At 63.8% G+C, this 14,102-nt stretch carries 16 protein-coding genes; 12 read left to right on the forward strand and 4 right to left on the reverse strand.

Annotated elements, in window-relative coordinates:
* The first annotated feature begins 19 nt into the window (after window positions 1–19).
* From tmk to BXA07_RS14255, 3 genes are read left to right on the forward strand one after another with little or no spacing between them, the layout of a single operon-like run.
* A complete protein-coding gene (tmk, locus tag BXA07_RS14245) occupies window positions 20–661 on the forward strand; it encodes a dTMP kinase (RefSeq protein ID WP_076568561.1) in 642 nt (213 codons plus the stop codon).
* A 16-nt stretch (window positions 662–677) separates the two neighbouring features.
* On the forward strand, window positions 678–1,706 hold the full coding sequence (locus tag BXA07_RS14250; protein WP_076568562.1) for a DNA polymerase III subunit delta': 1,029 nt from the start codon (window positions 678–680) through the stop codon (window positions 1,704–1,706).
* 46 nt (window positions 1,707–1,752) lie between these two features.
* Complete coding sequence (locus BXA07_RS14255; protein WP_076568563.1) at window positions 1,753–2,268, forward strand: GNAT family N-acetyltransferase; 516 nt, start codon at window positions 1,753–1,755, stop codon at window positions 2,266–2,268.
* Between the two features lie 6 nt (window positions 2,269–2,274).
* Here BXA07_RS14255 and BXA07_RS14260 read toward each other — a convergent pair whose 3' ends face one another.
* Window positions 2,275–2,634, reverse strand: coding sequence for a hypothetical protein (locus BXA07_RS14260; protein WP_139335573.1), 360 nt, complete (start codon window positions 2,632–2,634; stop codon window positions 2,275–2,277).
* Window positions 2,635–2,830: 196 nt separating this feature from the next.
* Between BXA07_RS14260 and BXA07_RS14265 the strand changes: the two genes are divergently transcribed.
* The 8 genes from BXA07_RS14265 to BXA07_RS14300 all read left to right on the forward strand — a co-directional run bounded on the left by BXA07_RS14265 (window position 2,831) and on the right by BXA07_RS14300 (window position 7,889).
* The gene (locus BXA07_RS14265) at window positions 2,831–3,217 is read left to right on the forward strand and encodes a VOC family protein (protein ID WP_076568565.1); all 387 of its coding nucleotides are present in this window, start codon (window positions 2,831–2,833) and stop codon (window positions 3,215–3,217) included.
* A 201-nt stretch (window positions 3,218–3,418) separates the two neighbouring features.
* Entirely contained in the window at window positions 3,419–3,634 is a 216-nt protein-coding gene (locus BXA07_RS14270) for a hypothetical protein (protein WP_076568566.1), read from the forward strand.
* A gap of 160 nt (window positions 3,635–3,794) precedes the next feature.
* A complete protein-coding gene (locus tag BXA07_RS14275; RefSeq protein ID WP_076568567.1) occupies window positions 3,795–4,301 on the forward strand; it encodes a hypothetical protein in 507 nt (168 codons plus the stop codon).
* A 118-nt stretch (window positions 4,302–4,419) separates the two neighbouring features.
* The gene (locus tag BXA07_RS14280) at window positions 4,420–5,199 is read left to right on the forward strand and encodes a TatD family hydrolase (protein WP_076568568.1); all 780 of its coding nucleotides are present in this window, start codon (window positions 4,420–4,422) and stop codon (window positions 5,197–5,199) included.
* 16 nt (window positions 5,200–5,215) lie between these two features.
* A complete protein-coding gene (locus BXA07_RS14285) occupies window positions 5,216–5,866 on the forward strand; it encodes an ankyrin repeat domain-containing protein (protein WP_076568569.1) in 651 nt (216 codons plus the stop codon).
* 270 nt (window positions 5,867–6,136) lie between these two features.
* Complete coding sequence (locus BXA07_RS14290) at window positions 6,137–7,060, forward strand: class I SAM-dependent methyltransferase (RefSeq protein ID WP_076568570.1); 924 nt, start codon at window positions 6,137–6,139, stop codon at window positions 7,058–7,060.
* 229 nt (window positions 7,061–7,289) lie between these two features.
* On the forward strand, window positions 7,290–7,538 hold the full coding sequence (locus tag BXA07_RS14295) for a hypothetical protein (RefSeq protein ID WP_076568571.1): 249 nt from the start codon (window positions 7,290–7,292) through the stop codon (window positions 7,536–7,538).
* A 153-nt stretch (window positions 7,539–7,691) separates the two neighbouring features.
* Window positions 7,692–7,889: a hypothetical protein gene (locus BXA07_RS14300; RefSeq protein ID WP_034784591.1), complete on the forward strand. Its 198-nt coding sequence runs from the start codon at window positions 7,692–7,694 to the stop codon at window positions 7,887–7,889.
* A 63-nt stretch (window positions 7,890–7,952) separates the two neighbouring features.
* Here the strand turns inward: BXA07_RS14300 and BXA07_RS14305 are convergent, their stop codons facing one another.
* Complete coding sequence (locus tag BXA07_RS14305) at window positions 7,953–9,071, reverse strand: phospholipase A (RefSeq protein WP_076568572.1); 1,119 nt, start codon at window positions 9,069–9,071, stop codon at window positions 7,953–7,955.
* 272 nt (window positions 9,072–9,343) lie between these two features.
* On the opposite strand from BXA07_RS14305, the gene fusA reads away from it, so the two are divergent.
* A complete protein-coding gene (fusA, locus tag BXA07_RS14310) occupies window positions 9,344–11,452 on the forward strand; it encodes an elongation factor G (protein ID WP_076568714.1) in 2,109 nt (702 codons plus the stop codon).
* 3 nt (window positions 11,453–11,455) lie between these two features.
* Here the strand turns inward: fusA and BXA07_RS14315 are convergent, their stop codons facing one another.
* Window positions 11,456–12,625, reverse strand: a complete 1,170-nt coding sequence (locus BXA07_RS14315; RefSeq protein ID WP_076568573.1) for an HlyD/EmrA/EmrK family protein — start codon at window positions 12,623–12,625, stop codon at window positions 11,456–11,458.
* A gap of 21 nt (window positions 12,626–12,646) precedes the next feature.
* Window positions 12,647–14,098, reverse strand: coding sequence for an efflux transporter outer membrane subunit (locus BXA07_RS14320; RefSeq protein WP_076568574.1), 1,452 nt, complete (start codon window positions 14,096–14,098; stop codon window positions 12,647–12,649).
* Window positions 14,099–14,102 lie beyond the last annotated feature (4 nt).

Here is a 14,102-nt window from a genome sequence, read left to right on the forward strand (position 1 = left end):
CAACAGAATAAGAAGTTTCATGACACAACAACATCAAGCGCGCTTCATCACCTTCGAAGGCATCGATGGCGCGGGCAAGTCGACGCATATCGGCTTTGTCGCCGACTACCTGCGGCAGCGGGGCGTGACCCTCGTCTCGTCGCGCGAACCGGGCGGCACCCGCCTCGGCGAAAAGCTGCGCGAGCTGCTGCTGCACGAAAAGATGCACCTGGAAACGGAAGCCTTGCTGATGTTCGCCAGCCGCCGCGAACACATCGCCCAAGTCATCGCCCCCGCCCTGGAGCGGGGCGAGTGGGTCATTTCCGACCGTTTCACGGATGCCAGCTTCGCCTACCAGGGCGGCGGGCGCGGCATGGACCTGCGCAAGATGGAGCAGCTCGAAGCGTGGGTGCATCCGCACCTGCAGCCGGACCTCACTTTCCTGTTCGACGTGCCCCTGGAAGTTGCCCGGGCCCGCCTGGACGCCACGCGTGCCCTGGATAAATTCGAGCAGGAGCAGGCCGACTTCTTTGCCGCCACGCGCAATGAGTATTTGCGCCGCGCGGCGCAGTTCCCGCAGCGTTTCCGCATCATCGATTCCACGCAAAGCATTGCCGATATTCAAGTGCAACTGGCAAAGCTGCTTGATGTATTGCTTGCACAAAGCACTGTAACGCGCTGATTTAAAAGAAGAAGATATGAACAGTTCCCTCTATCCGTGGCAGCAGGACGCCTGGCAGCAGTTGCAAGCCTTGCGTCCGCGCATGCCGCACGCCATCCTGTTCCATGGCGCGCAAGGCATCGGCAAGGCCGACTTCATCGAGCATTTTGCGCAAGCGCTGCTGTGTGAAGACGTGCGCGCCGATGGCCACGCCTGCGGCGTTTGCGCCTCGTGCGGCTGGTTCAGCCAGGGCAACCATCCCGATTACCGCCGCGTGCGCCCGGAAGCGCTGGAAGACGAGGTGGCCGACGAGGGAGAAGACGGCGAAGGCGCGAAGAAGAGCGCCAAGAGCAAGACGCCGTCGAAGGACATCAAGATCGAGCAGATCCGCAACCTGGCAGACTTCATGAACATTTCCACGCACCGCCAGGGCTTGCGCGTGGTCGTGCTGTATCCGGCCGAGGCGCTCAATACGCCCGCCTCGAACGCCCTGCTGAAAACCCTGGAAGAGCCGCCGCCGGGCACCCTGTTCCTGCTGGCCTCGAACAGCCTGGACCGTTTGCTGCCGACGATCCTGTCGCGCTGCCGCAAATTTGCCTTGCCCATGCCCAGCCACGAGCAGGCTTTGACCTGGCTCAAGGCCCAGGGCTTGAACGACGCGGACAGCTGGCTGCGCGAGCAGGGCGGCGCGCCGCTGGCCGCGCTGGCCCAGTCCGAATCGGGTGGCCGCGAAGAAACGGAACAATTGCTGCAGGTATTGGCCCATCCCGGCGTGGAAGCGGCCCTGAAGGCGGCCGACAAATTGCAGAAGGCGCCGCTGGCGCCGCTGGTGGCGTCCTTGCAGCGCTGGCTGTACGACGTGTTTTCCGTCAAGCTGTCGGGCACCATCCGCTACTACCCGCGCCACCGGCGCGAGCTCGAAGCGCTGGCCGCGCGCATCAACGTCAGCCGTCTGATGGCCGCCATCAAGGCCGCCAACGAACGCCGGGCGATTGCCGAGCACCCGCTGTCGCCGAAGCTGTTCCTCGAAGACATGCTGCTCGACTACGCGTCAAGCTGCCAGTAAAGAGTCCATATAATCAATCGCTTGTCGCCACTATTTAAATAAGAATATGAACTATCGCCACCGCATTGCCACGCTTGCCGACCTGCCTGCCATCGTCGCCATCTACAACACGACGATCGCGTCGCGCGAAGTGACGGCCGACACGGAACCCGTGACAGTCGAGTCGCGCCTGGCCTGGTTCCACGAACACACGCCCGAGCGCCGCCCCCTGTGGATCATCGAGGCGGCCGATGACGGCTCCGGGCAGCCCGAGCCTTTGGGCTGGCTGTCGTACTCGAACTTTTATGGCCGTCCCGCTTACGCGGGGACGGCGGAATTGTCCGTCTACATCGCGGAAAGCGCGCGCGGCAAGGGCATAGGCGCCTACGGCCTGACGCAGGCCATCGCCCACGCGCCTGCCGTCGGCGTGCACACGGTGCTCGGCTTCATCTTCGGCCACAACGCGCCCAGCCTGGGCCTGTTCAAGAAATTCGGCTTCGAAACGTGGGCGAACCTGCCGAAAGTGGCGAACCTCGATGGCGTGGAACGCGATCTGATTATCCTGGGCAAGCGCGTCGGCTGATAGGCCTCAGCCGCAGGTGCGCGTGCAGCTGCGGTAGCGCACTTCGCACGCCTGCAGGCGCTCGGCGCGCCGGGCGCGGAAGGCCTGGGCTTCCGTGGGGCGCAGCTGCTCCGCTTGCGTATCGACATTCCTGCCGGCCGCGACGTAAGGATTGCTGCTCGGTTTCATCGACAGGATGGGGTTGCCATCGTTTTCCGTGGCCGCTTGCGCCTGCGCGCGGCAATCCTGGCGCGCCGAGGCGCAGACGGGCTGGCACAGGCCCGCCTCGGCGGCAGGCTTGGGCGCATCGCGCCTGTCCTGGGCATGCGCCGGCTGCGCCAGGCTGGCCAGCAATGTCAACATCAGGGGACAGGCAATTTTCAGCATGAAACACTCCACATGGCCGCGCGCCGCCCCATGGCTGCGCGTCAGCCAGCCACTATACATCTTGATAACGTTTCTGCCTAGGCAGGCAAGTCCGGGCGCGCCGCCCTGGGGCGCTGGCCCGTTTGCCATGCCCGGGGCGCGGTGTTACAGTCATGTCACTTTGCAAACCACGCGGATATCCGCAACGGAGGCGACAATGAAACGGGTCACTGGCATCGGCGGCATCTTTTTCCACGCGCAAGACCCGGCCGCGCTGCGCGCCTGGTACCAGCGCCACTTGGGCCTGGACGTGCAGCCCTGGGGCGGCGCCGCCTTCAGCTGGACGGACGCCGACGGCCAGCCCGCTGGCGGCACGACCATCTGGTCCGTCTCGGCCGACGACAGCGAGCAATTTGCGCCCGGCAAGGCGTCCTTCATGATCAATTACCGCGTCGATAACCTCGACGCGCTGCTGCAAGCCTTGCGCGACGAGGGCTGCACCGTGCTGGACAAGGCGCCCGATTCCGACTATGGCCAGTTCGGCTGGGTCATCGACCCCGAGGGCAACAAGGTGGAACTGTGGCAGCCGCCGCCGGGGCAGTAGGCGAGGTCGCTATGAACATGACAGAAAACACATGAACTACCCGAGCAAAACCATTGATTCTGCGCCAGAAAATGGGCGGCGCTTCCATGCGTTTGGCGGCGGGCAGAGTCTTGCCCGTCCGCAGCCGTCAGGGGCAGTATGAAGCGCCATGCACGCGTGCCGCGCCGGGACGCCAGCGCAGGCACTGTCGAAGGGCTTGCAATGGCATCCGATCCGCCTGCGCGCCGCCTGGCGCTTGCATGGAGCCTGGTTTTCCTGGGCCTGTGCATGGCATCGTCCGGCGCGTATGGGGATTGCGGGGTTCCCGACGGGCTGCATCAGGAGCTGCAGTCGGGGCAGCTGATGCTGATGGGGGAAATGCATGGCACCAAGGAAAGTCCGCAGGCGTTTGGCGCCGCCGTATGCCATGCGCTGTAACATGGGCGCGAGGTACCGGTCGGGCTGGAACTGAATCCCGACCAGGCCGTGCCGCTGGCGCTTTTTTCTCGCATCGGATGGCGGCGCAGCGGCCGCCGAGCGGCTGCTGCAGACGAGGTTCTGGAGCGGGCCGCTTCACGACGGCCGCTCCAGCCTCGCCATGTTCGCGCTTATCGAACGCCTGCGGCAGTGGAAACAACGCTATGCGGCCCTGGCCGTGTTCGTGCTCGATGGCCTGCCAGGCGTGGCTGGCGTCAGCAGGGACGAGCAGATGGCGCAGCGCGTCCTTGCCGAACGGGTGCGGCGCCCGCAGGGAATCGTCCTCACCTTGACCGGCAACGCGCACAACCGGCTGAAACCGCTCGGGTTTGCCATCCAGGGCCGGACCATTCCTGCGCCGATGGGCGTCTGGCTGGCCGACTTGTCACCCGCTTCCGTGACGTTGGCGACGGCTGGCGGCAGCGCATGGATGTGTGCGCCGGCATGCGGGGTGCGAGTGCTGGAGGCGGGGCACGATGCGGCGCAGGAGATGGCACCGGCCTACCGCTCATTGCCTGCATCGGGCGCGTACACGGGGCAATGGGCGCTTGGCGTCAGCACTGCATCGCTTCCCGCACGCGGGGCGCCTGACCCGCACGCAACTTCCAGCACGCTCATGCTCCCTTGACTGGCATCGATGCGCGGGCGGCAATGCCTGCTGCCTGGAGCAGGAATCGGGGGCGGGCGGGCCGCCGTCGTCGCCTCCCTCCTGCCAGTTTTCTCCCGCTCCGGTACAATCCCGCCTTATGTATATCGATTCCCATTGCCATATCAATTTCCCCGAGCTGGCTGCTCGCATGCCCGAGATCCTCGCCAAGATGGCCGAGAACAAGGTAACCCATGCCTTGTGCGTCTCCGTCGACCTGCCGGACTTCCCGCAGGTGCTGGCCCTGGCCGAGCAGTATCCGCATATTTTCGCGTCCGTCGGCGTGCATCCCGACTACGAGGACACGCCTGAACCGTCGGTGGACGACCTGGTGCGCCTGGCCGACCACCCGAAGATCATCGCCATCGGCGAGACGGGTCTTGACTATTTCCGCCTGACGGGCGACCTCGAGTGGCAGCGCGAGCGTTTCCGCACTCACATCAAAGCGTCAAGAATCACCCGTAAGCCCTTGATTATCCACACAAGAGCGGCCAGCGAAGACACGATACGCATCATGCGCGAAGAGGGCGCGGGCGTGGCCGACGGCGGCGTGGCCGGCGTCATGCATTGCTTTACAGAATCGCTGGAAGTGGCGCGCGCCGCCATCGACCTGGGCTTCTACATTTCCTTTTCCGGCATCGTCACGTTCAAGAGCGCGAAGGATTTGCAGGCCGTGGCCCTGGAAGTGCCGCTCGAGCGCATCCTCATCGAGACGGATTCGCCGTATCTGGCGCCCGTGCCCTTCCGCGGCCGCATGAACGAACCGGGCTATGTGGCCCACGTGGCGGAATACCTGTCGACCCTGAAAGGCATCCCTTTGGCCCAGGTAGCGCAGCAGACGACGGATAATTTCTTCAAGTTATTCAATCAGTTGCCGTAATCTTTTAAGGTCAGTCATGATGAAAAAACTCGCTGCGGCGATGCTCCTGTGCTGGGCCGCCGCCAGCCAGGCGGCGCCGGAACCGGATGCCTTCTTCCGCGCCGTCTCCGTCAACAACGACAGCGGCGTGCGCAGCATGCTGGCGGACGGCATGAATCCGAACCAGCCGGACGCGCAGCGGGGCGACATACCGCTCGTGCTGGCCTTGCGCGACGATGCGGACAAGGTGTTCAAGCTGCTGCTCGACGCTCCCGGCATCGATATCGAAGCGCGTTCGGCCAACGGCAACACGGCGCTGATGATGGCCGCATACAAACACAAGCTGGACGCGGTGAACGCCTTGCTGGCCAAGGGCGCCAAGGTCAACCAGGGCGGCTGGACGGCGCTGCACTACGCGGCCTCGGCGGGCGACTTGCCCATCATGAAGATATTGCTCGACCGCGACGCGGCCGTCGATGCGCGTGCGCCCGCCAACATCACGCCGCTGATGTTCGCCGCCCGCGAAGGACAGGAGGGCGCCGTCAGGCTGCTGCTGTCCTGGGGGGCGGACGCCAGCCTGAAGAGCGACCATGGCTGGACGGCCGTGCAGTTCGCCCAGGCCGGCGACAAGCCGGGCGCGGTGGCCATCATCGAAGCGGCGCAAAAGGCGCGCGCGGGACGTAAATAAGTACCTGAAAGTAATGCATTATTTTTAATATTTTCCATGCCAGCGCCAAAACTGGCATGGAATTGCCTCTCACCTCAGCCCTTTGCTCTGCCTGGCGATTAACGATAATGATCGTGTCGCATTAATCAGGAGATTTTTTGCATGGGCCATCCCACCACCACCAGGCGCCGGCTGCTTTGTCGCCGCCCCTCGCGCAGCCCGTGCGATATCACTGCTTTCTGGAATGACAAAACCGATCGGCCATCGGAGCGAGACTCCAAGAGGACAGACATGCTGAATGAACGAGAAATCGAGAGTTGTTACCTGGGGCAGTTTATCCCCGTCCATTACCACCACAATATGCTGATGGACCAGAACCGCATGCACGGCTTCAAGTCGGCGATCGATTACGCGGTGAAACCCGGCATGAAGGTGCTGGAACTGGGCGGCGGCACGGGTGTGCTGTCATGGTTTGCGGCCGCGCGCGCCGACAAGGTGTGGTGCGTGGAATTCAATCCCGACATGGTCAAGGAAGCGCGCAAGATGCTGGCGCTCAACCCGAACGGTGAAAAAGTGGAAGTCGTCCACGCGGACGCCTTCGAATACCTGCCGCCCGAGCCCGTCGACGTGGTCATCTGCGAAATGATCCATGTGGGCATGCTGCGCGAAAAGCAGGTGGAAGTGATCGAATCGTTCAAGCGCCGCTATCTGGCCCGTTTCGGCGGCCCGCTGCCCGTCTTCCTGCCCGAAGCCGTCATCATGGCCGTGCAGCCCATGCAGCAGGAATACGATTTCGAGGGGTTTTATGCGCCCATCGTGCAATTCCAGGAAACCGCGGCCATCCATCCGGGCGTGCTGGAACTGGCGCCGCCGTCCGTCTACAGCATCATCGACTTCAGCCAGCCGACGGACAGCGTGTTCGGCTTTGACGGCAAGTTCGTCGTCGAGCGCAGCGGTACGCTGAACGCCTTGCGTTTCGTCACCAAGAACATCCTGGCCGTCGTGCCCGAGCGCTCGTCCACCATCGACTGGCTGAACCATTACATGTGTTTGCCGCTGGCCGCGCCGGTGGCCGTGAAGGCGGGCGACGTGCTGCAGGTGAGCTTCCAGTACCGCGCGGGCGGCTCGATCCCGTCGCTGGAAGCGTCGATGCGCGCGCAGGTCATCTACGATGTCAACTTGCAACCAGTGACGCAGAAGCCTGTCTACGCCTGAGCAGCTGGCCAAACCTGCTGCGCGTCGCGATTTGCGGCCTGCGATGCTCACCGGCTCGGCGCCCCGTACTAAAGTACGGTTGCGCTTCTTAGCCACAACTCACTGCCGCCCGCGACGGTTTTGTCAGCCGTTCGAAACCAAATTTGGGCAACGCCGCGGCGATTTCATCCTGCGGCGTTCGTCCATTCAGGGTATATTTCGTCTTTTACCACCGGACAGCTTTACTATCATGGAACAGATCGATCAGCGTTACCTCGTGCAACAGAACAAAATCAGCGATGGCGAGACCAGGCCGCCCGTGTTTGCCAAGGTAATGCGCAGCAAGGAAGGCGTGTTTGAAGGCGTGTCCTTCATCAAGTCGAAGGACAAGGCCACCGTCATGACCATCGAAGACGCGAACCAGGCCATCAAATGGGCCGCCAGCAAGAAGCCGAACGCGCATGAATACATCACGAAAGTGATTTGCGTCGGTCAGTAAGCCCCCGTTCATTCCCGTTTTTGCACCGTTCATCCCCGTAGCGCGCAGTTCATCGCATGGCCGTTGCCGCCGTTGCCGCGCTTGACTATAGTGCGGTCACGGTAGCGGGGCAAGCGCGGCTTGCTCCGCACATTTCATTCTAGGGGGAAGGCGATGCTGGGATTCGTGCTGTGGTTGCTGCTCTTGCTCGTGTGCTGGCCGCTGGCCCTGCTGGCCCTCGTGCTGTATCCGCTGGCCTGGCTGCTGCTGTTGCCATTCCGGCTGATCGGCATCGGCGTGGAAGGCGTGTTCGAATTGCTGCGCGCCATCGTCATGCTGCCGGCCCGGGTGCTGGGCGGCGGGCGGCGCTAAATAGAAGTCTCCCCATAAACAATGGCGCCCTCGGCGCCATTGTTGTTTGTACCGCTGCCGTGCTTACAGGTCGACCATGAAACCGGCGCCGATCGACTTCTGCGAATAGTTGTAGTCGATTAAGCTCTGGCCATAGCCGGAGAACAGCTGCAGATAGCCTTTCAGGTTGGCTTTCAATGGGAAAGCCCAGCTGGCCTGCATGGAGCCATGCTTCTTGCTGAAATTGCGGCGCGCCGTGACCGCATACTCGTGGCCCTTGTTGCGGTAGCTCACGCGCAAGTCGCCATGTCCCATGTAATCGGTAATGTCGATATTGTCATTGTCGACCGGGCTATTGTCGAGGCGGTGCCAGACGCGGCCCGTGATCGCCAGATTGTCTTTTTCCACACCGAGCTCGGCATACACGCGGTTCCAGCTGCGCGACAGGGTCGAGGTCTGGCCATTCGACTGGTGCACGAGGCCGAAGTTCAGGTAATTGAATTCCAGGCCCGCGAAATTCTTGTTGATCGGCAAGATCAGCATCAGTTCTGGCTGGTAATTCGTCTCGCGGAAGGGGCTCGATGCCTTGCGGTTATACGCCTGCCAGAAACTTTGCTGCGTGTAGCCGAACCACATGTCGATGGGCGTGCCGGCGATGTCTTCCAGCAGCTTCATCTTGAAACTCAGCTGGAAGGTCAGTTCCACGTGCTGGCTCTTGATGCCGGCCGGCGTGAAGTCCTGGAACGGCTCATCGTTGGAAGCATCGCTGTAGTTGGCCAGCAGCAGGTAGGTGTCGCGGTGCGGGCGGAAGTTGAACATGCCCCGCTTGGAGGCGTCGTTCAGCTCCCACGATTGCTGGGTGCGCGAAATCGGCGCTTCCGGCGGCGCGGCGCCGGCCTGGGCGATGGCGGGAATGGCGGCGTTGACGGCGTCCGGCGTGGCCACGCCCGGTGGTGCGATAAAGGTGAGTGGAGCGACCTCGGCGGCAGCCGCCAGGGCGACGGCTGCCGTGGCAGGATCGCCGCCAGCGGCGATGGTGGCTTTTTCCGCCGCCTTGGCCAGGGTGTCGAAGCAGCCCAGGCGGGCGCTGGCGTCACCGAGCACGGCGCAACGTTGCATTTGCTGTTCCAGTTCGCCGGCCATGGCCAGGGCCGGCGACGCCAGCAGGGAGGAGAGGATTATTTTTCTTAGTCGGATAGTCATAGGCTGAGTGGGGCATGTCATTCGGTGCGCACCTGGGCTGCATGCCGCCGGCGTCGCCTTGCACGATAAATCATCGTGCATATTGATTTTGATTAATCTTTGTTGAATTAATACATATGAAAGTATAGCGGAATACCAGAATTGCCCCGTTCGTCTGGCGTGCGCGTACCTGGCGGTGTGGTGCGTATGGTAAAAACCAGTTACACGTGCCGTCAAAATCGATGTCTGCTACACTGGAAAACCGGGTGCCGGGACTAGCCATGGAGATTGTGATGACCCGCAAAACACCTATCGAGCGCTACCGCAACATCGGCATCAGCGCCCATATCGACGCCGGCAAGACCACCACTACCGAGCGCATCCTGTTCTATACGGGGGTCAACCACAAGATCGGCGAGGTGCACAACGGCGCCGCCACCATGGACTGGATGGAGCAGGAGCAGGAACGGGGCATCACCATCACCTCGGCCGCCACCACGGCGTTCTGGAAAGGCATGGCCGGCAATTTCCCCGAACACCGCATCAACATCATCGACACGCCCGGCCACGTGGATTTCACGATCGAGGTGGAGCGCTCGATGCGCGTGCTCGACGGCGCCGTGATGGTCTATGACGCTGTCGGCGGCGTGCAGCCGCAATCGGAGACCGTCTGGCGCCAGGCCAACAAATACCATGTGCCGCGCATCGCCTTCATCAACAAGATGGATCGGGTGGGCGCGGATTTCCTGCGCGTGCGCAAGCAGATCGCCGAGCGCCTGAAAGGCGTGGCCGTGCCCATCCAGCTGCCCATCGGCGCCGAAGAGCACTTCACGGGCGTGATCGACCTGCTGAAAATGCGCGCCATCACGTGGGACGACGCCAGCCAGGGCGTGCAGTTCAGCTATGGCGAAATTCCCGCCGAGCTGTTGGCGCAGGCGCAGGAGTGGCACGAGCACCTGGTCGAGCACGCGGCCGAGGCCACGACGGAGATGACGGAACGCTACCTGAACGGCGACACGTTCACGGAAGCGGAACTCAAGCAGGCCTTGCGCGCGCGCACCATCCGCAATGAAATCGTGCCCATGCTGTGCGGCAGCGCCTTCAAGAACAAGGGCGTGCAGGCCATGCTCGACGCCGTCATCGAATACCTGCCGTCGCCCATGGAAGTGCCGCCCATCATGGGCCACGACGAGCACGACAACGAGGTGGAGCGCCATCCGACGGACGACGAGTACTTTTCCGCCCTGGCCTTCAAGATCATGACGGACCCCTTCGTGGGGCAGCTGACCTTCTTCCGCGTGTATTCGGGCGTGGTGAATTCGGGCGACATGGTCTACAACCCCACCAAGAGCGCGCGCGAGCGGCTGGGGCGCATCCTGCAGATGCATGCGAACGAACGCAAGGAAATCAAGGAAGTGTATGCGGGCGACATCGCCGCCGCCGTGGGCCTGAAAGCCGTCACCACGGGCGATACCCTGTGCGCCATCGACCACATCATCGTGCTGGAAAAGATGATCTTCCCGGAACCCGTCATTTCCCAGGCCGTCGAACCGAAGACCAAGCCGGACCAGGAAAAGATGGGTATCGCCCTGAACCGCCTGGCGCAGGAAGACCCGTCGTTCAGGGTGCATACGGACGAGGAATCGGGCCAGACCATCATGTCGGGCATGGGCGAACTGCACCTGGAGATATTGGTCGACCGCATGCGGCGCGAATTCGGCGTGGAAGCCAATGTCGGCAAGCCGCAGGTGGCCTACCGCGAAACCATCACGCGCGCGGTGGAAGACGTCGAGGGCAAGTTCGTCAAGCAGTCGGGCGGACGGGGCCAGTACGGCCACGTGGTGCTGAAGCTCGAACCGCTGGAGCCGGGCACGGGCTACCAGTTCGTCGACGCCATCAAGGGCGGCGTCGTGCCGCGCGAATTCATTCCCGCCGTCGACAAGGGCATCCTCGAAACCCTCAAATCGGGCGTGCTGGCCGGCTACCCGGTTGTCGACGTGAAGGCGACATTGACGTTCGGTTCCTACCACGACGTCGATTCGAATGAAAACGCCTTCCGCATGGCCGGCTCCATCGCCTTCAAGGAGGGCATGCGCAAAGCATCGCCCGTGCTGCTGGAACCGATGATGCAGGTGGAGGCGGAAACGCCGGAAGAGTTCATGGGCAACGTGATGGGCGACCTGACGGCCCGGCGCGGCATGGTGCAGGGCGTCGACGACATCCCCGGCGGCGCGGGGCGCATCGTCAAGGCCCTCGTGCCGCTGGCGGAAATGTTCGGTTATTCCACCACCCTGCGTTCGCTGACCCAGGGCCGCGCCACGTACACGATGGAATTCAAGCATTATGCGGCCGTGCCCAAGCATATACTGGACCAGGTGGCGGCGGCGGGGAAGGCGAAGTAGGCGTCAGCGGGCCAAATTCTGCGCGATGATGGCATCGGCCATCTTCTCCGCCTCGTCCACGGGCTGGCTCAGCGCGCTGGTCGTGTAGACGGCGGACGCCGCCAGCGGCTGGTCCAGGGTGGCCCCTTCGCCATGGCTGGTATCGACCGTCACCGTCGTCGACAGGCCGATGCGCAGCGGGTGGGCGGCCAGTTCCTTCGGGTCCAGCGTGATGCGCACGGGCACGCGCTGCACTACCTTGATCCAGTTGCCCGTGGCGTTTTGCGCCGGCAGCAGCGAAAACACGCTGCCCGTGCCGGCCGACATGCCCAGCACCTTGCCGTGGTAGACGACTTTGCTGCCATACAAATCCGTTTCGATGGTCGCCGCCTGTCCCACGCGGATATTGCGCAATTCGGACTCCTTGAAGTTCGCATCGACCCATAACTGGTCGAGCGGCACGATGGACATCAGCGGCGTGCCCGGCGCCACGTGCGAGCCCAGCTGCACGCTGCGCTTGGCCACATAGCCCGAGACGGGCGCGACGACGGCGTTGCGGCGCACGGCCAGCCACGCCTGCAGCACGTCGCCCCTGGCCGACAGCACGGCCGGATGGCTGGCCAGGTTCACGCCGGCCACGCCCGACTTGGCGGACTCGGCCTGGCGCTGCGCCACGACGAGGGCCGCCTTGGCGTCATCGACGGCCTGTTTCGCATGAACAAGATCTTCGCCCGAGATCGTGTGGTCCGCGGCCAGCGGCGCGCGGCGGGCCAGGTTGCCCTGCGCCGTGGCCAGCGCCAGGCGGCGCTGCTCGATGACGGCGTCGTACTGGGCCACGCTGGCATAGCGCTCGCGTTCCTGGCGCACGACGTTGCCCAGCCGTGCCTGCGCCTGGCGCAGGGCCAGGTCCGCATCGATGGCGTTCAGGGTGATCAGCGGGGCGCCCGCCTTGACCATCTGCGTCTCGTCGGCGCGGATGGCGTCGACATTGCCCGTCACTTGGGCGGACAGGGTGACGAGGTTGCCGCCCACATAGGCATTGTCCGTCACTTCTTCCCTGGACAGCACCAGTTGATAGTAGGCGGTCCAAGCGGCGCCGGCCACGAGAAAGGCGGCCGTGATGGCGATCAGGACGGCCTTGCGCTTGCCCGGCTGTTCGTTTTGGGTGGTCGTTGCTGTGGTATCGCTGCTCATGATGTGTTCCGTAATCGATGGTTATTGTTTGGCGGTGCTGGCGCTGGCGGCAAAGTCGCTGCTGCCCCGGTAGCCGCCGCCCAGGGCCACGGTCAGCTTGATTTCCGCGTCCTGGCGCTGGTTTTGCAGCTGCATGCCCAGGTCCACCTGGCCGCGCACGGTCATTTCCGCATTGATCTGCGTGGCGCGGTCGGCCAGACCCTGTTTCAGTCGGGCATTCGCGTTGCGCAGCTGCGCTTCGCTGGCGCGCAGGTTGTCCTGCTGCAGCCGCAGCTGGTTTTCCACGCCCTGCACCCTGGCGCCCGCCTGCGCCACGTCGCGCACGACGTTGTAGACGTTCTGGTTGTAGTCGGCGATCAGCTCATTGCGTTCGCTGCGCGCGCCGGCAAGCCGGGCCTGCAGGCGGCCGCTGTCGAACAGGGGCAGCGAGAGGGCCGGGCCGATGAACAGGGTGCGGCTGCCGGACTCAAGCAGCTTGCCCAGCGTGATCGCATCGAGGCCGAACGAGGCGCCCAGGTCGATATCGGGGTAGAACGCCGCCTGCGCCGCCTCGATCTTGCTCATCGATGCTTGCACTCGCCAGCGGGCCGCCTGCAAGTCGGGCCGGCGCGCCAGCAATTCCATGCCCAGCTTGCCGGGCAGCGCATGCGGCAGCGCCTGGGCCTGTCTTGGCCGCAGGCTGGCCAGCGCCGAGCTGTCGCCGCCGACGAGGGCGCGCAAGGCTTCCCGTTCCGTGACGACCTGCGTTTCCAGCAGGGCGATCTGCTGCTGCAGCAGGCTCAAACGCGTTTGCGCGGACAGATGGTCGTCGCTCACGCCGAGGCCGTTGGCGATGCGCTTTTCCTTGTCCTGCACCAGCAGCTGTTGCAGTTGCACCAGCGCATGCAGATTGTCCATGCGGGCCCAGCCGTTTTGCATGCTGAAGTAGTGACGGGCGATCTCGGCCGCCAGCATCTGTTCCGCCATCGCATACTCGGCACGGCGCGCGTTGACTTCACCGAGGCTGGCGGCGATCTGCGCCTTGTGCTTGCCCCACCAGTCCAGGTCGTAATGGGCTTGCACGCCCACCGTGATTTCATTGTAGTAATTGCCGCCGATGGGGGCGGGCATCAGGCCATTGCCCGAATAGCGCTGGCGGCTGGCGTTCGCGTCCAGGTCCACCCTTGGGCCGCGCTCCGCGTGTTGCGCGTCGAACGCGGACAGGGCCGAGCCGATGCGGGCGTTCGCCACCGCCAGGCTGGGGCTGGCGGACAGGGCGTTTTCGATCAGCCGGTCGAGCTGGTCGTCCTGGAACTGGCGCCACCATCGGGCGGCGGGCCAGCCTTCGCTGGCCAGGCGGATGTCGGCCGCCAATTGCACGGTGGCCAGGTCTTGCTGCGGCAACTGTTGCGTGTCGGGTGCCATGCTGGCGCAGCCGGCAAGCGATAAGCTGAGTGCCAGGACGCGCAGGGAGAGTTTCATCGGTGTGTGCATGAGG

It is taken from the genome of Janthinobacterium sp. TND4EL3 (assembly GCF_900156175.1).
Taxonomy (GTDB): domain Bacteria; phylum Pseudomonadota; class Gammaproteobacteria; order Burkholderiales; family Burkholderiaceae_D; genus Janthinobacterium.